The organism is Campylobacter sp. US25a (assembly GCF_004379075.1).
GTDB lineage: Bacteria > Campylobacterota > Campylobacteria > Campylobacterales > Campylobacteraceae > Campylobacter_D > Campylobacter_D jejuni.
On sequence record NZ_RYYM01000004.1, the window covers coordinates 67,035 to 89,079 of the forward strand.

Below are 22,045 nucleotides of genomic sequence, written 5' to 3' on the forward strand. Positions count from 1 at the left end.
AATGAGTGAAGAAAAAAATTATGAACTTTGGCTTGATAATTATTTTTTTAAGCCTAATTTTTGGCAAAAATGCCTTGCTTTTATACTTTTTCCTTTAAGTGTGTTTTATGCTTTTTTTGCGATTTTAAATACTTTTTTTCGTAAAAAAATAGTTTTTAAAAAACCTGTTATTAGCGTTGGTAATTTAAGTTTTGGAGGTAATGGAAAAACCCCGCTTTGTAAAGCTATAGCAAGGGAATTTGATGGCGTTTTTATAGTGCTTAGGGGCTATAAAAGAAAATCTAAAGGTTTGTTTGTTGTTAAAAATCAAAATGAAATTTTATGCACCTTAGCACAAAGTGGCGATGAAGCTATGGAGTATGCTTTTGAAGAAAATATCAAAGGTGTGATTGTAAGTGAAGATAGGGTAAAAGGTATTGAAAAAGCTTTTGAGTTGGGAGCTAAAATCGTTGTACTTGATGATGCTTTTTCTAAATTTCATATTAAAAAATTTGATATTTTACTTGAAAGTAAAATCAAACCTTATTTTAATTTTACTTTGCCAAGTGGAGCTTATCGTTTGCCAAAATTTTATGAAAAAAGGGCTGATTTTATTGCATTAGAAGGTAGGGATTTTGTGCGTTATTCTTTTGTAAAAGAAAATCCAAAGGCTGTTTTGGTAACTGCTATTGCTAAACCTTTTAGATTGCATGAGCATTTTATCAAAGCAAGGGCTTGTTATTTTTTTAAAGATCATTATGAATTTAAAAAAGAAGAATTAGAAAATTTGCTAAAAAAACATAATTGCGATACACTAATGCTTACTTTTAAGGATTTTGTTAAAGTTAAAGATTTTGGTTTTAAATGTCAAATTATAGAATTAAATATAGAATTAAAAGATTCATTAAGAGAAAAAATAAAAACTTATATCAAGGAGTTTGAATAGTGAAATTGGTCGAGAGTAGAAATGTAAATAATATATCAAGTTTTAAGGAAGCTTTGATTAACCCAAACGCCCCAGAAGGAGGGCTTTACTCACCTTTAAATTTGCCTATTTTTGAAGGAGAAAAATATGCCAATTTGTCTTATAAAGATTTTGCTTTAAAGCTTATAGAAAGTTTTGGTTTTGGTGAAGAAGAGCTTTTCAAAAAGGCTTTGAAAAGTTACGAAAGCTTTGATGATAAAAATACACCTATTTCTTTGCAAAAAATCTCTGAAAAAACCTATATTAACGAGCTTTGGCATGGGCCTACAAGAGCTTTTAAAGATATGGCTTTACAGCCTTTTGGCGTGCTTTTAAGCGAATTTTCAAAGGATAAAAATATTTTAATTATTTGTGCTACAAGTGGTGATACAGGACCTGCAACTTTAAAAAGTTTTGAAAATGCAAAAAATGTTAAAGTAGCTTGTATGTATCCAAAAGGTGGTACAAGTGGAGTTCAAGAGTTGCAAATGCGAGCTTTAGATAAGGATAATTTGAAAGTTTTTGCTATAGATGAGGATTTTGACGCAGCGCAACGCACTTTAAAAGAATTGCTTTTTTCAAAAGATTTTCAAAATGAAATTAAAGCTTTAAATTATGAGCTTTGTGCAGCAAATTCTGTAAATTTTGGACGTATTTTATTTCAGATTATTTATCATTATTATGCGAGTTTAAAACTTTTTAATGAGTTTTTAGAAGAAGTGCAAATCATCGTTCCAAGTGGAAATTTTGGCAATGCTTTAGGAGCTTTTTATGCTAAAAAAATGGGAGCTAAAATTTCAAAAATCAAAATTGCTTCAAATGCGAATAATATTTTGAGCGAATTTTTTAATCAGGGCATTTATGATTTGCGTGAAAAAAGTCTTAAGAAGACTATTTCTCCAGCTATGGATATACTTATTTCATCTAATATCGAAAGACTTTTGTTTGCGAAATTTAAAGATAAAAGAACTAAAGAACTGATGAATTTGTTAAAAAATGAGAGATATTTTAAACTTGAAAAAGAAGAATTACAAAGTTTGCAAGAAGATTTTGAAGCAGATTTTTGCACCGATGAAGAATGTATGCAATTTATCAAACAAAGCAAGATTTTAATCGATCCGCACACTGCAACTTGTTTTAAAATGCTAGATCCTTTAAAACCTAGCATTATCACTTCTACAGCAGAATGGACAAAATTTACTCCAAGTATGATAAAAGCTTTATATGATAGGGATTCTAAGAATGAAAAAGAAGATTTAAAATTTATAGCTAAAGAGTTTAATGTCCAAGTTAAAGATGAAATTTTGGCTTTATTTGATTTGAAAAATAGCGATGAAAAGGTATTTGAAGCCAGAAATATAAAAAAAGAAATTTTAGATTGGATGCAAAAATGATTATTATTCCTGCAAGATTAAAATCAAGTCGTTTTCATGAGAAAATTTTATGTGATATAGGTGGAGTGCCTATGTTTGTGGCTACTGCAAGAAGAGTAAGTAGCGTGGATGAAGTTTGTATAGCTTTAGACGATGAAAAGGTTTTAAGTATCGCTAAAGAATATGGTCTAAATGCGGTTTTAACAAGCAAAGATCATGAAAGCGGTACGGATAGGATTAATGAAGCTTGTAAGAAACTAGCTTTAAAAGATGATGAGATTATTATCAATGTCCAAGCTGATGAGCCTTTTATAGAATGTGAAAATTTATTAAAATTTAAAGAATTTGCAAGTTCTTGCTTGGATAAAAAAGCTTTTATGGCGAGTTGTTATAAAAAAATCACTCAAGAAGAAGCTATGGATCCTAATCTGGTTAAAGTGCTTTGCGATAAAGAAGGGTATGCCTTGTATTTTTCAAGAGCTAAAATCCCTTATGAAAGAGAAAATTACGAGGAAAGTTTTAAAGGACATTTAGGCATTTATGCTTATAGTGTCAAAGCTTTAAGGGAATTTTGTTCTTTATCAAGTTCTGCACTTGAAAGAGCGGAAAAATTAGAGCAATTAAGAGCTATAGAAAATGGTAAAAAAATCAAAATGCTTGAAATTTCAACAACAAGCATGGGGATTGATACTAAAGAAGACTATGAAAGGGCTTTAAAAATTTATTTAGAAAAATAACTCCACCCCAAAACGGAACAGATCTTGCTTATATTATTTTAATATATTTAGGTTGAAGGCAGAAAAATCTAAATCAAGGAATTAATATGAGTATCTTTAGCATCAATGATAACTCAAACTATAATTCTATACTTTCACAAGCAAAAGCTAATAAAGAAAGTAAAGAAAATTCTAAAATAAGTTTTGCTAATGCTTTTTTAAAACAAAATGCTAGTAAATTAAATGAAATTCAAAATGCAAATTCACAAACTCTAGCAAGAAGTGAAGTATTAAATTCTACTAATACAACAAATACTAGCAATAACACTAATTTTAGTATAAGTAGTAAAACAAATTCTCCTAACTATGATATATCAAGTGAATTTAAAAACTCTATTTATACTCTAAAATACAAACAAGCAGATATAAGCACTTCTACCAATACAGCCTATGGTTACAGTGTAGATAAAGATGGTTATATGGGAAGTGATTTTAACAAAGCTGCGGGACTTCCTGAAGATTTTAAGATACATAAATCTACTTTGGATGAGATTAAAAAAGCTGCCGAAAATGATCCTGTTGCTTCAAGTATAAAAGAATACTTAGGCGTAAGCGAGTATTATACTAATATCGATATGGCTGAAACCATAAAACAATACTACAATCTTTTTTCTAATGCTTTAAGCCAAAGCTTTCCAAGTGATAAAACAAGTTTTAGCCAAGCAGATATAAATTCTATGCCTAGTGGTTATGGTGTAAGTGGAACGCAATGGATGGACTTTAATGATCCAAGCAATAGAATGAATATCACTCACCTAAGAGATTTTTCAAATTCTTCTATTACAAATATTTATCAAACCCCTGAACAAATGAAAGAAGCTGAAAGTTTATATATACAATCAGGATCTTTAATAGATGGCATAAATGGACATAGTTTTGGTTTATCTTTGGAAGAAATCAAAAATGTTTCTAAAGGTGAAGATTGGCAATTTAATCCTGATATGTCAGTTTATCCACAAAATGAAGATGGAAGCTATTCTAAAGAAGCTTTATTTATAAGCTTTTTAAAATCATATGGTAGCGGACAACCCGTTGAGAGTCCAAAAACTACACTTAATCCAAAAGTAGAAGCTTATAATAGGGCTATGGCTAAAGAAAGTTTTAATGGTGATAGCGTTGCTTTAAATGACATTATGACAGGCAAAGTTGATTTTGCAAGTTTATTAAAAGGCTATGCACAAGATGGCTGGCTTGATGCAGATATATATGCAATGGAAAAAGGAGTTGCTTGGCAAAATGCAATCATAGGTTATGGTGGAGCTTTGTTTGATAATCAGTTTAATCAAGCAAAAGCTAATGGCTGGAAAGCAAGCAGTGAAAGTATCAATTCTTATGTTGGATCTATAATGGATAGATTAAATAATCTTATAGGACAAACTAGGGTTTAGAAGTTTTAATTTTTTAAGTTTGAAACAAATTGCTAATAACAAAATAAGATAAAATTAGTATAATTTTTTTACAAAAAATTTTGAAAGGAAATTATGAAAAAAATTATTTTGATTTTTATCTCTTTTTTTGCTTTAAATTTGAGTGCAAAAGATTTGGTTGTAGGAATGGAGCTTGGATATCCGCCTTTTGAAATGAGCGATAAAACAGGCAAAGCAAGTGGAATTAGTGTGGATTTTTTAGAAGCTTTTGCAAAGAAAAACGGCTATAAACTTGTAGTAAAAAATATCGCTTGGGATGGTTTGATACCTGCTTTAAAAACAGCCAAGATAGATCTTATCATATCTTCTATGACAATTACCGATGAGAGAAAGAAAGTGGTGGATTTTAGCATTCCTTATGCTAAGGCAAATTTGGCTATTTTAACTCCTTTGAACTCTGATATTACAAATATCAAAGATTTAGATAAAAAGGGCAAAGTTTTGGCTTTAAAGCGTGGTTCTACAGGGCATTTATATGCGGTTAAAAATTTAAAAAATGCAACTATTAATTTATTTGATAAAGAAAATGCTGCTATTTTGGAAGTGATTCAAGGTAAGGCTGATGGATTTTTTTATGATCAACTTACGATTTATCGCACTTGGCAAAAACATCAAGATACAACTAGAGCCATTTTGGCACCTTTTCAAGAAAATCCTGAATTTTGGGGTATAGCAGTGCAAAAAGGTAATGCAGAACTTAAAAAAGAGCTTGATGAATTTATTGCAGAAAGCAAAAAAGATGGGCTTTTTGATTCTTTAGGAGAAAAATATCTTAAAGATGTTAAAGATACTTTTAAAAAGAATAATTTAGAATTCTTTTTCTAAGAAGGATTTTCCTTCTTAGGTTACAAAGCTTTCCACAAGCCTTTGCACTAGCAAATTCCATCCATCCACTAATACAAAAATTAAGAGTTTAAAAGGTAAAGAGATCATAGTAGGAGGTAGCATCATCATACCCATAGCCATTAAAACTGAGCTTACAACCATATCTATGACTAAAAAGGGTAGGTAGATTAAAAACCCTATTTCAAAAGCGGTTTTAAGCTCTGAAATCATAAAAGCAGGAACTAAAACTGTAAGGGGAACATCATCTATGGTTTTGGGATTGGGTAGATTGCGTATGCGATAAAAAAGAGCTAAATCTTTTTCGCGAGTATTTTTAAGCATAAAATCTTTAAAAGGCTTTGCTCCTTTTATAAAAGCCTCTTCATAGCCTATTTTTTCTTCTAAATAAGGTTTTATACCTTCATTATAGGATTTTGTAGCTACAGGTTCCATGATAAAAAAAGTTAAAATTAAAGCCAAGGTTACTAAAATGGTATTAGGTGGCATACTTTGCGTCCCCATAGCTTGTCGCAAAAATGAAAATACCACAATAAGACGCAAGAAAGAAGTCATAACAAAAACAATACTTGGAGCGAGCGCAAGTATGGTTAAAACAATCACTATATTTAAAGTAGTAACAAGCTGATTAGGTGTATTGGGTGCACTTAAGCTTAAATTTACTGTAGGGATAGTTGCTTCAGCAGCAAATAAGCTCATGCTTAAAAGTAAAAATAATAATATTTTTTTCAAAATTTAAAAACCTTTTTTTGTTTTTTACTAAAGAAATTTAAATTTTATCTTTTGATGACTAAAAACTAGTTTAAGGGTATTAGGATTTTAACTTTAAACTGCTAAAATAGTCTTTTAGACTTCTTAATAACAAAGGTAAAAAATGAAAACTTCTATTTTGATTTTAGCGGCAGGATTAGGCACTAGAATGAAATCACAAAAGCCAAAGGTTTTGCAAGAGCTTTGTCAAAAAAGTATGATTTTACACATTTTAAAAAAGGCTTTTGCTTTAAGTGATGATGTAAGTGTAGTTTTATCGCATCAAAAAGAACGCGTTGAAAAAGAAATTTTAGAACACTTTCCAAAAACACAAATTTTAGAGCAAGACTTGCAAAATTATCCAGGAACTGCGGGAGCTTTAAGGGGGTTTGAGCCTAAAAATGAAAGAGTGTTGATACTTTGTGGCGATATGCCTTTGGTTGAGCAAACAAGTTTGGAAGCTTTGTTGGGTAATAATGCAAAATTAAATTTAGCAGTTTTTAAAGCAAGAGATCCTAAAAGTTATGGCAGAGTGGTGATAAAAAACGATAGCGTTGAAAAAATTGTTGAATTTAAAGATGCAAATACGCAAGAAAAAGAGATAAATACTTGCAATGCTGGGGTTTATGTGATTGACTCGAGGCTTTTAAAAGAGCTTTTACCTTTGATTGATAATAATAATGCGGCAAAAGAGTATTATTTAACCGACATTGTAAAACTAGCAAAAGAAAAAGATGTGATGATTAAAGCGGTTTTTGTAGATGAATATGAATTTATGGGGATTAATGATAAATTTGAACTCAGTATAGCTGAAAATTTCATGCAAGAAAAAATTAAAAAACACTGGATGCAACAGGGTGTGATTTTTCATTTACCGCAAAGCACTTTTATAGGTGCAGATGTTGAATTTGTAGGTGAATGCGAAGTATATGAAAATGTAAGGATAGAGGGTAAAAGTAAGATTATAAACTCTATCATTAAAAGTTCAAGCGTGATAGAAAATTCCATCGTAGAAAATAGCGATGTAGGGCCTTTGGCACATTTGCGTCCAAATTGTGAGTTAAAAAACACTCATATAGGAAATTTTGTAGAATGCAAAAATGCAAAGTTAAATACCGTAAAAGCAGGGCATTTGAGCTATTTGGGAGATTGTGAGATAGATAGTGGAACCAATATAGGCTGTGGGACTATCACTTGTAATTATGATGGGGTAAAAAAGCATAAAACCATCATAGGAAAAAATGTTTTTGTGGGTTCTGATACGCAATTTATCGCACCTGTAAAAATCGAAGATGAAGTGATCATAGCAGCAGGAAGCACAGTAAGTGTCAATGTAGAAAAAGGTGCTTTATTTATCAATAGAGCAGGGCATAAGATGGTAAAAGATTATTATTACAAGAAATTTCAAAAATGAAAACCATACTTTTGGCTATTAGTGGCAGTATAGCTTTTTATAAATCTTACGAGCTTATTTCTTTGTTTAAAAAAGAAGGCTTTAGGGTAAAAGTTTTGCTTTCTAATGGTTTGTTAAAATTTGCTAGCAAAATGAGTTTTGAAGCCTTGGCTGATGAGATTTTATGCGAGGAAAATGAAAGTTGGCAAAACTCAAACAATCACATAGCTTTTAGCAAGGATGTAGACCTTGTTTTGTTTGCCCCTGCAAGTGTTAATTCTATCAATAAACTTGCTTTTGGTATAGCGGATAATCTTTTTATCCAAACCTTAATCGCAGCAAATAAACCTCTTATCATAGCTCCTGCGGCAAATACAAATATGTTTCATCATTTTAGCACGCAAAATTCTTTAAAGATGCTTAAAGAAAATAAAGCTTTGATTATAGAGCCTATTTGTAAAGTTTTAGCTTGTAAAGATGAAGGCGTAGGAGCCTTAGCTGAAGTTAAGGATATTTTTAATATCACCAAAAGAGAACTTTTAAAAGAAAAGTTTTGGTGCGATAAAAGCGTAGTTATCACAGGTGGTGGAACAAAAGAAAAGATCGATGATGTGCGTTGTGTGAGTAATTTTTCAAGTGGAAAAATGGCAAAAGCTATAGCTGACGCTTTTTATTTTTTAGGAGCTAGGGTAAAACTTTTAAGCTCTGTGGAATTTGATACTCCTTATGAGCTTTGCAAATTTGAAAGTTCTAAGGATCTAAAAGAGCTTTTGGATAAAAATTTAAATCATGACTTTTTGATTATGACGGCTGCAGTGAGTGATTTTATCCCTCAAAGTGTAAAAGGAAAAATTAAAAAAAATGAGCATTTACAGGGTTTAAATTTACACCTATCTTTAAATGAAGATTTGCTTAAAACTTGCAAATTTCAAGGTAAAAAGATAGGTTTTAAGATGGAATTTGATTCTCAAAATGCCTTAGAAAATGCGAAAAAATCTTTAAAAGATAAGCAACTTGATATGGTTTGCCTTAATATCATTGATCAAAAAAATTATTTTGGAAGTGATCAAAATGAGCTTTATTTTATCACTTTAAACAATGAAAATAAAAGCACTTTGCAAAGCAAAGAAAAATTGGCATTTGAATTAGTAAAATGGTGTGAAAAATTATGAGTATGATTAATTCTACCCTGCCTATACAAATGAAAGTTTTGGCTAAATCAGGCTATGGACATTATACGCTTTTGTTAAATCACAAAAAGATTCAAACTAAAAGCATGATAGAGCTTGAAATTGGTGCTGAATATTTAGCTGAACTTTATATGCAAAATGGTGGAGTTATACAATTTAAACATCTTTCAAAGCGTCCTAATTTCAAACCTTTTGAAGAGGGATTGGCTTTGATAATCGCTATTTTAGAGAATAAAATTTCTTATAAAAAATTCATCATACAAAATCTTTTAGATTGTAAAGATATAGAGCGTTATCAGATATTAAAAGAAATGCTTTTTGCAAGTTTTGAAAATATTTATCATATTCCTTTTATCTTTGAAAATAAATCTTGTTTGTTTCAAATGCGTAAAAGAGCAAAATATTTAGAAATTTACTTATATTTTAGTGTTTTTGGAGCTTTGAAAATTTTGATAGATTCACAAGGTGTTAGCGTTTTTACACCTTTTGCCAAGGTACAAAAATTTTTAAACGAACATTTAGATTTTAATGTATCGCAAGAAAACAAGATTGAACCTTTGTTTGTTTTCAAAAGGCTTTTTGATTTTAAAGGATGAAAAATGAATGAATTAAAACACCTTGCTGTTGTTATGGATGGTAATAGGCGCTGGGCTAGGGCTAAGGGTTTTTTGGCAAAACTTGGATATTCCCAAGGAGTCAAAACTATGCAAAAATTGATGGAAGTTTGCATGGAAGAAAATATTTCAAATTTAAGCCTTTTTGCTTTTAGTACGGAAAATTGGAAGCGTCCTAAAGATGAAATTGATTTTATTTTTGAACTTTTAGATCGTTGTTTAGATGAAGCTTTAGAAAAATTTGAAAAAAATAATGTGCGTTTAAGAGCTATAGGTGATTTATCGCGTTTGGAATATAAAGTAAGAGAAAAAATTACCTTAGTTGAAGAAAAAACAAAGCATTGTGACGCACTTTGTGTTAATTTGGCTATAAGTTATGGTGCAAGAGATGAAATTATAAGAGCTGCTAAGCGTGTGATCGAAAAAAAACTTGAGCTAAATGAAGAAAATTTAACGCAAAATTTAGATTTACCTTTAGATGTGGATTTGATGCTTCGCGTTGGAAATGCTAAAAGACTTTCAAATTTCTTACTTTGGCAGTGTTCATATGCTGAAATTTATTTTAGTGAAACTTTATTTCCATCTCTTACCAAGAGAGAATTTAAAAGGATTATTAAAGAATTTAGAAATAGAGAAAGAACTTTTGGAAAATGATACTTTTCATAATAATTCTAGGGGCTTGTTTGGGTTCTTTTTGCGCAAGTTTGGCAAGTAGGATAATTGAAAAAAAACCTTTTTTTATCTCGCGCTCTTTTTGTTTTTCTTGCGATACAAAATTAAAATACTATGAAATTATTCCTATTTTTTCTTATGTTTTTTTAAAGGCAAAATGTCAAACTTGCAAATGTCATTTGCCTATTTCTTTATTAATCAATGAAATTTTAGGCATAATTTTGCTTATTTTGGTTTATTCTTTAAGTCAAAATTTTTATGATTTTTTATTTTTATCTCTATTTTTATTTAATCTTTTCTTACTTTCTTTAATTGATATTAAACTCAAAGCCGTACCACAAATTTTACTTTGGAGCGCTTTTTTATTTGCTTTTTTTTACGCCTTTAGGGAAAGTGAAATTTTACATTTTTTGATTTTTAAAGAGTTTAGCGGAGGTTTTTTACTAAATGCTTTTAGTTTTGGAGGATTTGTTTTTTTATTAAAAAGTTTGGTTTTTTTTCTAATGAATTTCCGAAAAAAAGATGAAATTTTAGAAAATTTGGGTGATGCTGATATTATCATTATGTCTTGTATAGGTGGAATTTTAGGTTTTGAGTATGGATTTTTAGTATTACTTATAGCTTCTATTTTAACTTTGCCTTTTTTTATTTTTTTTAAAATTAAAGCAATAAAAGAGCAAGAACTTGCTATGATACCCTTTTTAAATATCGCTTTTGTGGCAGTTTTATTTTATAAAAACTTAGGATTATTCTAATGAAGCTTAGTTTAAGATATGTTTTAAATCAATTTTTAAGTACGAATTTGTCTATATTTTTCGTACTTTTTGCTATTGTATCTATGGTGTTTTTTATTCAACTTGCAAAACTTACTTCAAGCATAGAGATTAGTTTTTTGGATCTTTTAAAGCTTTATGGGTTTATGTTGCCTAGAATTTTAATTTTTACCTTGCCTATATCTTTTTTTATTTCTTTAACTTTGGCTTTGTTTAGGCTTTCTAAGGAAAATGAAAGCATAGTACTTTTTACTTTGGGATTTTCACCAATGATTTTGGCAAAATTTTTCCTTAAAATTGCAAGCTTGATTAGTGCTTTTATGCTTGTTGTGGCTTTGGTAATGATACCTATAGTATTTGAACTTCAGGATAACTTTGTAAACTATAAAAGCACTCAAGTGAAATTTAACTACAAAACAGGAGAATTTGGACAAAAATTTTTAGACTGGATGATTTTTATAGAAAAACAAGATAGTGATAAGTATGAAAACATAATTATGTATCGCCCTAAACATAAAACAGATGATAAAGAACAACTTATCATAGCCAAAGAAGCGCATGTGCAAAGAAAAGATGATAGCTTTGCTTTTAGCTTAAATCAAGGCAAAATGTATAATTTTGAGCAAGGTCAAAGTATTTTTAGTGGAGAATTTGACACTTTAGTAGTAAATACTCAGTTTAATACAGACAATCTTCAAACAAAGAAATTTTATGAATACTGGAATGATTTAAACGAAAATCCACAAAGAGCAAGAGAATTTGTGATTTATACAACTATAGCCTTGTTTCCACTTGCTAGTACGCTTTTTGCGCTTTGTTTTGGTTTGGTTACTTATCGTTATGAAAAAGGCTATGTGTATTTAGGTATGTTTGGAGTGATTGCTATATATTTTGGACTTTTAAGTTCTTTTTCTCAACCTCCAATTTTGGCTTGCCTTGGAATTTTTTCTTTAAGTTTATTTGTTTCGGCTTATTGTTTTAAGAAAATGATTTTGAGTCGTTATTGATGAAAATAAAAATTATATTTTCTTATGATGGCTCTGCTTTTTTAGGTTCTGCTACTCAGCCTCATAAAAAAGGTGTTCAAGATGCTTTAAGTGGTGCCTTATCGCATTTGGGTATTGTTTCACCTCTTTTGATGGCTTCTCGTACAGATAAAGGAGTACATGCAAGCTATGCTGTAGCTAGTGTAGAATGCGGAGATTATTTTACAAATTTAGAATATCTTCAAAAACAGCTTAATAAATTTTCCCATCCTTTTATCCATATCAAAAAAATTGAAAAAGCAAAAGATGATTTTGAAGTAAGATTTGATGTAAAAAGTAGAGAATACCGCTATATATTTTCTCACTCTTCTTATAGTCCTTTTATGGCTTCTTATGTACATTTTTATCCTAAATTTGACTTAGATAAGGCTAATGAGCTTTTGGGTTTTTTTGTGGGAAAAAAGGATTTAAAGTTTTTTTGCAAAAGTGGAGGAGATAATAAAACGACTTTAAGAGAAATTTTTATTGCTAGAGCTTATGCTTATAAAGATTTTAGCATTTTTCATTTTAAAGCTAATGGTTTTTTAAGAGGGCAAATTAGATTAAGCGTAGCAAGTGTTTTAAAGGTTTTAGAAGGAAAAATGAGTGAAAAAGAACTCAAAGAACAGATTGATGCTAAAAAGCAATACAATCACTTTTTAGCACCGCCAAATGGGCTTTATTTAAGCCGTATATGTTATTAAAAACTTTCATAGAAATTAAACGCCTTTTGGGTTAAAATTTTTCTTATTTCTTCTTGATGTTCTTTGCCTTTGGTTTCTAGGGTAATTGAAATCATCGCATCGCCATAATCAAGCTTGGTGGAAAATCTATCATAGTCGATTTTTACTATATTTGCATTGGCTATTTTTAAGCTGTCTGTAAGGTGTAATAATGCCCCAGGTTTATCTACTAAAGTAACATGAATTTGCATTTTTCTGTAAGATTTAAATAAACCTTTTTCTATGATGATATTTAGCATTTGTGCATCGATATTGCCTCCGCTTAAAACTACGCCAATTTTTTTATGATTTTGTGTATTTATTTTTTGATGAAGTAGGGTGGCTACACTCGCAGCTCCTGCGCCTTCAACTATGATTTTATGTTTTTCAAGTAAAAACAATACCGCATTAGCGATTTCTTCATCATCAACTTGGATAAAATCATCTACGCATTCTAAAATAATATTAAAATTAATAGGATTTGCATCACGCACAGCAATACCATCGGCTATAGTGCGTACGCTTTTTGCATTTTTGATTTTTTTAGCATGAAAACTTTCATACATTGCAGGAGCTCCTTTGGCTCCAACGCCGATGATTTTAATGTTTGGATTGATTTGTTTAGCTGCACTTGCGATACCACTTATAAGTCCTCCACCTCCAACAGGTGCGATAATCATATCAAGATCACTTATTTCATCAAGCATTTCAAGCATCAAAGTTCCTTGTCCTGCCATTACAAATTCATCTTCAAAAGGATGGATAAAACTAAGATTATTTTCTTTAGCATAAGAGATTGCAAAAGTATAGGATTCATCAAAATTATCCCCTTTGAGTATCACCTCTGCTCCTAAGGCTTTTGTAGCAGAAACTTTTAAGAGCGGAGTGGATTCTGGCATTACAATAACCGCTTTAATGCCAAATTTTTTTGCACTAATGGCCACGCCTTGAGCATGGTTTCCCGCACTTGCGGCAATGACTCCATGTTGTTTTTGTTCAGCGCTAAGATTGGCTATTTTATTATAAGCTCCACGAATTTTATAAGCACCTGTAATTTGTAAATTTTCATTTTTAAGATAAATTTCACTTTGACAAATATCACTTAAAAAAGAAGAGTATATGAAAGGAGTTTTGTTTACAAACCCTGAAATTTGTTGTTTTGCTTTGTAAATTTTATTAAGCTCTAACACTATTTTTCCTTTGTTTTAAAATACGGATATTCTAGCATAATGCAACGATTTTGTATAAAATTTATATCTAATTTTTTACATTCTTTTTTGGCTGTTTCATTACTAATACCAAGTTGAAGCCATAGGTTTTTAATATTTTTTTCAACAAGCTTAGGAAGAATTTCTACTGCCACTTCGCCTTTTCTAAAAAGTATAAGTGTATCGATTTTTTCTTCTATTTGATCTAAATTTCTATAAACTTTTTCATTTAAAATAAACTCTTCTTTAGGATAAATAGGAAAAATTTTATAATTTTTTCTTTGTAAAAATTCTGCTACCCTATAAGAAGCTTTTGTCTTATCTGGACTTAAAGCAAATATGGTAATATTTTTACTTGTATTTATAATATAAGAGATAGTTTCTTTTTCATTCATTATTAACCTTTGTTTTGGTATTTTATCTTAAACGATTAAAAAATTAACTAAAGTGAATTCAAAAAATGAAAAAAGTGTTATAATATAGCAAATTCCGAAGTTTAATAAGGAGGGAAAAATGGAAGAATTTTATCCATATACTTTAACAATCCATCTTCTTTGTGCTATTTTGTTTATAGGTTATTTGTTTGTTGATGTATTTGTTTTGGGTGTAGTTAAAAAGAAAAATCCTAATTTTGACAAAAGTCTTTTTAGTGCTACTGGGGTTAAAATAATGCCTTTTGTGGTTCTTTTGCTTTTTTTAAGCGGAGGTGCTTTGGCAGGTTTTCATTTTAAACCTTTAAATTTACTTTTTGCTATAAAAATTATTTTGGCTTTTGGAATTTTATCTTTAGTTGTTTTTTCTTTATTTTGTCATTTTATATTAAAGAAGAAAAACCCGCTTGGTGCTTTTATCCATCCTTTTGTATTTGTGCTTTGTATCGCGATAGTAATACTGGCTAAATTAATGAATTATTTTTTTATACCTTGCTAAGAAATACTCCACATTCAAGATGTGGAGTATTGGCAAATTGATCAAAAAGAGCAAACTCTTCCACTCTATGTGTTAGGCTTAATTCCTTTAAATTTTCTTTTAAAGTGATAGGATTGCAAGAAATATAAATAATATTTTCATATTTTTTTATTAAGTCAATTACGCTTTTATCAAGTCCTACACGGGGTGGATCAACTAAAACATGAGAGAAATTAAAATCATCTAATCGAATATCTTTTAAACGAAAAAATTCTCTTTCTTTTTTGATAGCAAGACTTAATTCTTCGCTTGAAAGTCTTGCAAAGCGGATATTTGTTGCACTGTTAAGCTCGCAATTTTTTAAAGCAAAATTAATATTGCTTTTTGAAATTTCAGTGGCTAAAACTTTAAAAAAGAATGGTGCTAAAGCTAAAGTAAAATTTCCATACCCACAGTAAAGCTCAAGTAAATCCATTCTTTTTTTTTGAGTGCTTAAAATTTCACATACCCAAGTAATCATTTTTTCATTTATAGTAGTGTTAGGCTGAATAAAACAATCATTGTTAAATTCATAAAATATTTTTCTATCTTGAATATTTAAAGTTTGTCTTAGATTTTCTGTTTTAAAAATAAGTTTTTTGCCTTTACTTCTTGCTATAAGGTTGATATGAAGAATATTGCTTAAATTTTCTAAATTTGACTTTATATCTTCTATATTTTTATGATAGAGTAAAGTTACGCTAAGTTCTTGCTTTGTGGTTAAAAACTCCACGCCAAAGAGTTTCTCTTTTAATTTATTATCTTGACGCAAGTATTCTAGAAGTTTTGGCATAAAAGCACAAATTTTTTCATCAGCAAAATCTAAATATTCTATAATGTACTTTTTTTTGCTTTTTGGATCAAACATTGCATAAAAAAGCGTATCATTTTCATGATAAAATGAAAGTTCAGCTCTTGTACGATAATGTTTATCTTTTGAGGCAAAAAGTTTAAATTCCTTTGTATAAAATTCTTTAAAATATTTTTTTATGAAAGAATGTTTTTCATCTAAAGTAAGAAAATTTCCAAAATTTTCAAGACTCATGGAACTTTCTTTCCGATGAGTCTTAGTAAAAGCGCAATAAGTATGAAATTCAAAGGCAAGACAAACCAAACACTAAGTCCTAAAGATACAGGAATATATCCAGTGATTAAAGAAATACCACAGATAAATAAAGCATAAGGAATTTGTGTTCTTACATGCTCCATATGATCGCATTTTGCACTCATAGATGAAAGGATTACATTATCTGAAATTGGTGAGCAATGGTTTCCAAAAATCGCACCTGTTAAAACGCAGCTTATATTAATAACCATATAATGATGCATAGCATTTGCATCCATACCATTGATTTTGGCGATTTCATGAGCTAAAGGCACAGCCAAAGGCATTAAAATCCCCATAGTTCCATAGCTTGTTCCTATGGCAAAAGAAATGGCTGAAGCAAAAGCAAAAATAGTAGCAGGTAAAATAAACTCAGGCAATTTATCTGCAAGCAAACTAGTGATAAATAAAGAAGTTCCTAGATCTTTTACTATACTTGAAAGCGACCAAGCAAATAAAAGCAATACTATAGTAAAAATCATGGTTTTCCAGCCATATATCCAAGTTTCTACTGCTTCTTTAAGATTGAAAATTTTACGACGCACCCCGATAAAAATCGCTACAATAGCAGCAAACAAAGCAGCTTGGAATAACACCACAGAAGAATCAGCATTTCCAAAAGCAGCCCTAAAAGTTTCAAAAGACAAAGGATTGGCAGTTGCTTTTGCAAGTTCTTCACCTTCTAAAGTGCTAAGTCCATTAAAATAAAATCCTAATATAGCTAAAATGATTAAAGTAAAAATAGGAACAATAGCATCAAAAGCACGAATTTTAATACCTTCTTTTGGTGCTAAAAACTGATCTTCTAATTCAGCAGTATCTAGTGTGCCTGATTTAGGTAGAGGAGCAATTTGCCCTGTGGTTCTTGCACGCACTTCAGCCTTGTACATAGAACCAAACTCACGTCCCATGATTGCAGTCATGACTACAAAAAAAAGCATGAAGATATTATAAAAACGATAAGGTATGGTTTCGACAAAAATTCCAAAAGCACTAATATCGCTAATGCCTATGTGTTCATAAGCGGTTTTAATTAAGGAAACTTCTAAGCCTATCCAAGTGGAAATTACAGCTATTCCTGCCACAGGAGCTGCGGTAGAGTCGATAATAAAGGCAAATTTTTCACGAGAAATTTTAAATTTATCCGCCAAAGGACGCATAATTGGACCTACGATCAGTAAATTAGCATAATCATCAAAAAATATTAAAAGCCCTAAAAACCAAGTATTAACTTGAGCTGATACAGCTGATTTGGCTCTTTTGGCAAATTTTAATGCTACAGCTTTTGCACCACCCATTTTTGTGATAAGCGCCACAAGACCACCTATACAAAGAATTTGTAAAATGATTCCCGCATTTACTGGATCAGAAGTTGAACCTAAGATATAAGAAATAATCTTTGAAAAAGATTCTACTGCAGTATTATAAAAATTTACAAAAGCTAAATGTTGTGCTTTGAAAATATTTGCAGAAAGGCTAAGTAGAAAAGTTCCACTTAAAACTCCAGCAAAGAGTGACAAAATAACATCTTTTGTGATAAAAGCTAAAGCAATAGCAACTAAAGGTGGTATAAGCGTAAAAACTCCAAATAAATTAGCATTTGCAGCTGCTTCTGAGGAGTTTGCAAATGCAACTAAAGGTAAAAACAATAAAACTAAAAATTTATTCATTCATCTCTTTCTATATAAAATCCATTCCAAGTTTGTGTGACAGGCATAAGTTCGATTTCATTAACATTAATATGGCTTGGTAGGTTAATGATAGACATTACCACTTTGGCAATATCATTAGCGCTGATAAATTGCGTATTTTCATACACTGCATCAGCTTTTTGAATATCTCCTTTAAAACGTACTTCACTAAATTCAGTTTTGCAAAGTCCTGGAGCAATATTTGTTACTTTGATATTGCTTCCTCTAAGATCATTTCTTAAGGCCAATGAAAATTGTCCTACAAAGGCTTTGGTTCCGCAATACACATTGCCTCCAAAATAAGGATTGCGTCCCGCAACTGAACCTAAGTTAAAAATATAAGCATTTTTTTGTTTGCGAAGTATAGGAATAACAGCTTTTGCAATATATAAAAACCCTTTGATGTTTGTATCTACCATAGTGTTAATATCTTCAAGGTTTAATTTATCAAATTCATCTACCCCTAAAGCTAAACCTGCATTATTAAAAAGCACATCAATTTCTTGAAATTCTTTGGGTAAATTTTCAATAGCCTCAAAGATTTCTTTTTGATTTCTTACATCTATGCAAAGCGTGTAAATCTTATCTTTGTGAGCATTTTTTAACTCTTCTAGACGCTCTTTGCGTCTAGCAAGGGCGATTACTTTGTAGTCTTCTTGTATAAAAGCTTCAACGCAAGCTCTACCAAAACCTGAACTAGCTCCTGTAATAAATGCGGTTTTCATTCTAAACTACCTCCGTAAAATAGATTTTCGTTTGCTTTTAAACCCAAGCTTTTTAGATAATCAGCATTTTCTTTTTTACCTGCTGCTAGCGCAAAGTCAAGTGCATTAAAACCAAGATCATCAACAGCATTAAAATTTGCTCCTTTTGAAATAAGAAGTTTTAAAATTTCAACATTTCCATAGGCTGCAGCATGCATTAAAACATTTTTTGAAGTGTGCTCTAGAGCACAAAATGTAATAAAATAAGGCGTATTTGAACCTATGTTCGCACTTAATGCTAATTTTTCATTGTTATTAATATATTTTTGATTAACATTTGCTCCATTATCAAGAAGTAGTTTTATGATATCAAGACGATTAAACTCTATGGCATAAAAAAGTGGGGTTTTACCAAAGGCATTGGCTTGATTAACATTCGCTCCATTTTGGATTAAAAAATTTGTATTTTCATAATTTTCCAATGCATAAAAAATAGCACTTTCATAACCTTCGTCAATCCTAGCACCAAAACGAATCAAAAGTTCTAAAATTTCTTTTTCTCTTTGATTTAGAAGCGCTGCTTGCAAGGCTATAGTAAGATCATCTTGGCTTGGATTATTTGAAAAAATAAAATCTTGTATATAAGATACTGAATAATTTTTATTTGACATGATTTTTGCTAAAGGACTAATGTCTTTGTAAATTTTTGTTTCACCAACAGCCCAATTTAAAAATTCGTTTAAGGCATTGCTAGTATAGTAAATATTACTACCTTTGTCAAAATTAAAATTACTTTCAAAATACTTTTCCAAAGGTTCTATAGCATTATTGTATTCTTGCCAAAAAGCTTTGTAAAGTCTAAAATTTCCTATGCTTTGATATGCCCAATATCTAAAATAAGATTTTAAAATATCATATTTTTTTTCTAAATTTTCGGGTGTATCTAAAGTTTTTTGATAAGCGATGGGATCGATAGCTATTTTTAATAATAAAAAATCAAATTGTTGTAATTTTGGCAAATAAGCCACACCATTACAAGAGCTATTGCTTCCGCGAATTTCATTGGAAATTGCATAGAGTTTTTTTGTAAAATCTTGATTTTTTAAAGATTCTTTACAGCTTGAAGCTATATTTAAATAATTTAAATTTGAACTTTGATTTAGCAATGTTTTATTATTTTTAATGTTGTCGCAGTTAATGGCATCGCTAGCCATTAAACTTGCAAAACAACAAAAGGAAGTGAATAATAACTTCAATATTTTTCCTTTGAAAATTTTAATTTTGTTATTTAATCCAAATAAGTATTAAATTTGAATTAATTTTCAAGTTTGAAATTTTCAATCTCATTAAAATTTAAATATCTATAGATATTTGCCTTATGCTCATCACTTAGTTTTTCGCTGACAATTTGTAAGTATTCTTCCTTGCTTGGAATTTTACCCAAAATCGCACAAACTGCCGCAAGTTCTGCACTGCCTAAATATACTTTAGCACCCATTCCCATACGGTTGTCAAAATTTCTTGTAGAAGTTGAGAAAACTACAGCTCCATCATTTACTCTAGCTTGATTACCCATACATAAAGAACAACCAGGAACTTCTATTCTAGCACCTGCTGCGCCAAAGATGCTGTAATAACCTTCATTGGTAAGTTGTGCTTTATCCATTTTTGTTGGAGGCACTACCCAAAGTCTGGTTTTAAGTATGCCTTTATCTTTTAAAATTTCTCCTAAAGCTCTATAATGTCCTATGTTTGTCATACAAGAACCTACAAAAACTTCATCTATATTTTTTGGACGCTTATCATCGGCTAAAATTTCGCTTAAGGTTGCCACATCATCAGGGTCATTTGGACAAGCTAGGATTGGCTCTTTAATGTCATTAAGATTAATATCTATAATATAAGCGTATTTTGCATCTTTATCTGCTCTTAAAAGAGTAGGGTTTTTAAGCCATTCTCTCATTTTTTCAGCCCTTCTAGCAAGGGTAGCTTTATTCTCATATCCTGCTTCTATCATAGCTTCAATTAAAGAAATATTGGATTTGATATATTCGCTTACACTTTCTATGCTTAAATCCACACTGCAAGCAGCTGCAGATCTTTCAGCACTTGCATCACTAAGTTCAAAAGCTTGTTCGACTTTTAAGTTTGGTAAGCCTTCTATTTCTAAAATTTTTCCTGCAAAAATATTTTTCTTATTTTTCTTTTCAACGGTAAGTTGTCCTTGTTTGATTGCATAATAAGGTATAGCATTAACCAAATCTCTTAAGGTAACTCCAGCTTGTAATTCCCCGCTAAAACGCACTAAAACACTTTCAGGGACATTTAAAGGCATAGAACCAGTAACCGCAGCAAAAGCCACAAGTCCACTTCCTGCAGGGAAAGAAATTCCTATAGGAAAGCGTGTGTGAGAATCCCCACCTGTTCCTACGGTATCTGGCAATACAAAACGATTAAGCCAAGAGTGGATAACCCCATCACCTGGTTTTAAACTCACCCCACCACGACTTGTCATGAAATTGGGCAAAGTTTTATGTAAATTTGAATCGCTTACTTTTGGATAAGCAGCTGTATGGCAAAAGCTTTGCATAACAAAGTCTGCATTAAAACCTAGGCTTGCAAGTTCTTTAATTTCATCTCTAGTCATAGGACCTGTGGTATCTTGAGAGCCTACAGTTAAAGTCATAGGTTCTATATACATACCTGGACGCACACCTTCAACTCCACAGGCATGACCTAGCATTTTTTGAGCTAAGGTATAACCACCGCTTGAAGATTTAGGTTGTTCAGGTTTGGTAAAGATATTTTCGCTTTCCATGCCTAAAAATTCTCTAGCCTTAGCACAAAGCCCACGACCTATGATAAGTGGGATTCTTCCTCCTGCTCTAACTTCATCTAAGAGAGTGTTTGGACTGAGTGTAAATTCTGCGATTGTAGAGCCATTTTTTATGATTTTTCCCTCATAAGGATGAATTTCAAACTCATCGCCCATTTCTAAGTTTGTTACATCGCAGATGATAGGTAAAGCTCCGCTATCTTGAGCAGTGTTAAAGAAAATCGGTGCTATGGTTGAACCCATTACTATACCACCGCTGTGCTTGTTTGGTACCCCTTCTATTTCTTTTCCTAAGTGCCATTGTATAGAATTTATTGCTGATTTTCTACTCGAACCTGTTCCTACAACATCACCTACATAAACTACTTCACGACCGCTTTTTTTAAGCTCTTTGATTTTCTCTAAGGATCCTGCTTGTCTTACCTTTAGCATGGCATTTGCATGCAAAGGAATATCGCTTCTTGTAAAAGCATCTCCTGCAGGACTTAGATCGTCGGTATTTGTTTCGCCTGCTACTTTGAAAACTATACATTTAATCACTTGAGGTAATTTTTCTTTTTTGTTAAACCAGTCCGCATTTGCCCAGCTTTGTAAAACTTCTTTAGCGTGTGGATTGTTTTTACTAAGTTCAGCTATGGTATGAAAATTATCATGTACAAAAATAATATTTTTCAACACTTCTGCAGAATCTTTGGCTATGTTTTCATCTTTTAAGGCATCGATTAAAACTTTAACATTATATCCGCCTAGCATAGTTCCAAGCATTCTTAAGGCTCTTTTTTTGTCTATATTTGGAGCACTGATTTTGCCTTTAAGTATAGAATCTAAAAATTCACATTTTACTAAAGCTGCATCATCAACACCAGGATTTACTCTATTTTCTAAAAGATTTGCAAGCTCTTCATTATTTTCATTTTCAAGTAGTTTACAAAGTTCTTTAGTTTGATTTGCATTTAAAGGAAGGGGTGGTATACCCAAAGCGGCTCTTTCTTCAACAAGTTTATTGTATTCTTGCATAAAAGACATTTTCTACTCCTTAAATATTTTTTATT

21 protein-coding genes are annotated in these 22,045 nt (G+C 30.8%); 13 read left to right on the forward strand and 8 right to left on the reverse strand.

The features are described 5' to 3' along the window. The first annotated feature begins 1 nt into the window (after nt 1). The 5 genes from ELQ12_RS04515 (at nt 2) to ELQ12_RS04535 (ending at nt 5,344) form a co-directional block, all read left to right on the forward strand. Nucleotides 2-925 carry a tetraacyldisaccharide 4'-kinase gene (locus ELQ12_RS04515; protein WP_002861451.1) on the forward strand — a complete coding sequence of 308 codons (924 nt, stop codon included), beginning with the start codon at nt 2-4 and terminating at the stop codon, nt 923-925. Further along, complete coding sequence (gene thrC / locus ELQ12_RS04520; RefSeq protein WP_070314189.1) at nt 925-2,337, forward strand: threonine synthase; 1,413 nt, start codon at nt 925-927, stop codon at nt 2,335-2,337. The genes ELQ12_RS04515 and thrC overlap by 1 nt, the downstream gene beginning before the upstream one ends. Next, the gene (gene kdsB, locus ELQ12_RS04525; RefSeq protein ID WP_002856736.1) at nt 2,334-3,053 is read left to right on the forward strand and encodes a 3-deoxy-manno-octulosonate cytidylyltransferase; all 720 of its coding nucleotides are present in this window, start codon (nt 2,334-2,336) and stop codon (nt 3,051-3,053) included. Before thrC ends, kdsB begins: the two co-directional genes overlap by 4 nt. A gap of 86 nt (nt 3,054-3,139) precedes the next feature. Beyond that, complete coding sequence (locus ELQ12_RS04530; protein ID WP_134264594.1) at nt 3,140-4,480, forward strand: hypothetical protein; 1,341 nt, start codon at nt 3,140-3,142, stop codon at nt 4,478-4,480. 93 nt (nt 4,481-4,573) lie between these two features. After that, nucleotides 4,574-5,344: a transporter substrate-binding domain-containing protein gene (locus ELQ12_RS04535; protein WP_002861461.1), complete on the forward strand. Its 771-nt coding sequence runs from the start codon at nt 4,574-4,576 to the stop codon at nt 5,342-5,344. 15 nt (nt 5,345-5,359) lie between these two features. Here ELQ12_RS04535 and fliP read toward each other — a convergent pair whose 3' ends face one another. Then, nucleotides 5,360-6,094: a flagellar type III secretion system pore protein FliP gene (gene fliP / locus ELQ12_RS04540; protein WP_052950005.1), complete on the reverse strand. Its 735-nt coding sequence runs from the start codon at nt 6,092-6,094 to the stop codon at nt 5,360-5,362. A gap of 142 nt (nt 6,095-6,236) precedes the next feature. Here fliP and glmU point away from each other — a divergent pair, with 142 nt between their 5' ends. Genes glmU through truA form a run of 7 tightly spaced genes read left to right on the forward strand, consistent with a single transcriptional unit; the run spans nt 6,237 to nt 12,483 of the window. Beyond that, nucleotides 6,237-7,526, forward strand: coding sequence for a bifunctional UDP-N-acetylglucosamine diphosphorylase/glucosamine-1-phosphate N-acetyltransferase GlmU (gene glmU / locus ELQ12_RS04545; RefSeq protein WP_070261291.1), 1,290 nt, complete (start codon nt 6,237-6,239; stop codon nt 7,524-7,526). Then, nucleotides 7,523-8,677 (forward strand): bifunctional phosphopantothenoylcysteine decarboxylase/phosphopantothenate--cysteine ligase CoaBC, encoded by a 1,155-nt coding sequence (gene coaBC / locus ELQ12_RS04550; RefSeq protein ID WP_070261292.1) that lies wholly within the window; start codon nt 7,523-7,525, stop codon nt 8,675-8,677. The genes glmU and coaBC overlap by 4 nt, the downstream gene beginning before the upstream one ends. Continuing rightward, entirely contained in the window at nt 8,674-9,291 is a 618-nt protein-coding gene (locus ELQ12_RS04555; RefSeq protein ID WP_044779277.1) for a hypothetical protein, read from the forward strand. The genes coaBC and ELQ12_RS04555 overlap by 4 nt, the downstream gene beginning before the upstream one ends. A gap of 3 nt (nt 9,292-9,294) precedes the next feature. Further along, nucleotides 9,295-9,963, forward strand: a complete 669-nt coding sequence (gene uppS, locus ELQ12_RS04560) for a polyprenyl diphosphate synthase (RefSeq protein WP_044779276.1) — start codon at nt 9,295-9,297, stop codon at nt 9,961-9,963. After that, on the forward strand, nt 9,960-10,736 hold the full coding sequence (locus tag ELQ12_RS04565) for an A24 family peptidase (RefSeq protein ID WP_044779275.1): 777 nt from the start codon (nt 9,960-9,962) through the stop codon (nt 10,734-10,736). Before uppS ends, ELQ12_RS04565 begins: the two co-directional genes overlap by 4 nt. Beyond that, nucleotides 10,736-11,761 carry an LptF/LptG family permease gene (locus ELQ12_RS04570; protein ID WP_002861467.1) on the forward strand — a complete coding sequence of 342 codons (1,026 nt, stop codon included), beginning with the start codon at nt 10,736-10,738 and terminating at the stop codon, nt 11,759-11,761. Before ELQ12_RS04565 ends, ELQ12_RS04570 begins: the two co-directional genes overlap by 1 nt. After that, the gene (gene truA, locus ELQ12_RS04575) at nt 11,758-12,483 is read left to right on the forward strand and encodes a tRNA pseudouridine(38-40) synthase TruA (RefSeq protein ID WP_074487121.1); all 726 of its coding nucleotides are present in this window, start codon (nt 11,758-11,760) and stop codon (nt 12,481-12,483) included. Before ELQ12_RS04570 ends, truA begins: the two co-directional genes overlap by 4 nt. Here the strand turns inward: truA and ilvA are convergent. Together ilvA and ELQ12_RS04585 are read right to left on the reverse strand one after the other, a co-directional pair. Continuing rightward, nucleotides 12,480-13,691: a threonine ammonia-lyase gene (gene ilvA / locus ELQ12_RS04580; RefSeq protein WP_044779273.1), complete on the reverse strand. Its 1,212-nt coding sequence runs from the start codon at nt 13,689-13,691 to the stop codon at nt 12,480-12,482. The genes truA and ilvA overlap by 4 nt on opposite strands. After that, nucleotides 13,691-14,104 carry a CoA-binding protein gene (locus tag ELQ12_RS04585; protein ID WP_126240042.1) on the reverse strand — a complete coding sequence of 138 codons (414 nt, stop codon included), beginning with the start codon at nt 14,102-14,104 and terminating at the stop codon, nt 13,691-13,693. The genes ilvA and ELQ12_RS04585 overlap by 1 nt, the downstream gene beginning before the upstream one ends. A gap of 118 nt (nt 14,105-14,222) precedes the next feature. Here ELQ12_RS04585 and ELQ12_RS04590 point away from each other — a divergent pair, with 118 nt between their 5' ends. After that, nucleotides 14,223-14,639 carry a membrane protein gene (locus tag ELQ12_RS04590; RefSeq protein ID WP_002861471.1) on the forward strand — a complete coding sequence of 139 codons (417 nt, stop codon included), beginning with the start codon at nt 14,223-14,225 and terminating at the stop codon, nt 14,637-14,639. Here ELQ12_RS04590 and trmA read toward each other — a convergent pair. The 5 genes from trmA to ELQ12_RS04615 are packed head-to-tail and all read right to left on the reverse strand — an operon-like array spanning nt 14,626 to nt 22,019. Continuing rightward, nucleotides 14,626-15,702, reverse strand: coding sequence for a tRNA (uridine(54)-C5)-methyltransferase TrmA (gene trmA / locus ELQ12_RS04595; protein WP_134264595.1), 1,077 nt, complete (start codon nt 15,700-15,702; stop codon nt 14,626-14,628). The genes ELQ12_RS04590 and trmA overlap by 14 nt on opposite strands. Beyond that, nucleotides 15,699-17,432, reverse strand: a complete 1,734-nt coding sequence (locus ELQ12_RS04600) for a Na+/H+ antiporter NhaC family protein (protein ID WP_134264596.1) — start codon at nt 17,430-17,432, stop codon at nt 15,699-15,701. Before ELQ12_RS04600 ends, trmA begins: the two co-directional genes overlap by 4 nt. Beyond that, on the reverse strand, nt 17,429-18,178 hold the full coding sequence (locus tag ELQ12_RS04605; protein WP_052858706.1) for an SDR family NAD(P)-dependent oxidoreductase: 750 nt from the start codon (nt 18,176-18,178) through the stop codon (nt 17,429-17,431). Before ELQ12_RS04605 ends, ELQ12_RS04600 begins: the two co-directional genes overlap by 4 nt. Then, nucleotides 18,175-19,413 carry an ankyrin repeat domain-containing protein gene (locus ELQ12_RS04610; RefSeq protein ID WP_070261294.1) on the reverse strand — a complete coding sequence of 413 codons (1,239 nt, stop codon included), beginning with the start codon at nt 19,411-19,413 and terminating at the stop codon, nt 18,175-18,177. Before ELQ12_RS04610 ends, ELQ12_RS04605 begins: the two co-directional genes overlap by 4 nt. A gap of 59 nt (nt 19,414-19,472) precedes the next feature. Next, a complete protein-coding gene (locus ELQ12_RS04615) occupies nt 19,473-22,019 on the reverse strand; it encodes a bifunctional aconitate hydratase 2/2-methylisocitrate dehydratase (protein WP_070252938.1) in 2,547 nt (848 codons plus the stop codon). Nucleotides 22,020-22,045 lie beyond the last annotated feature (26 nt).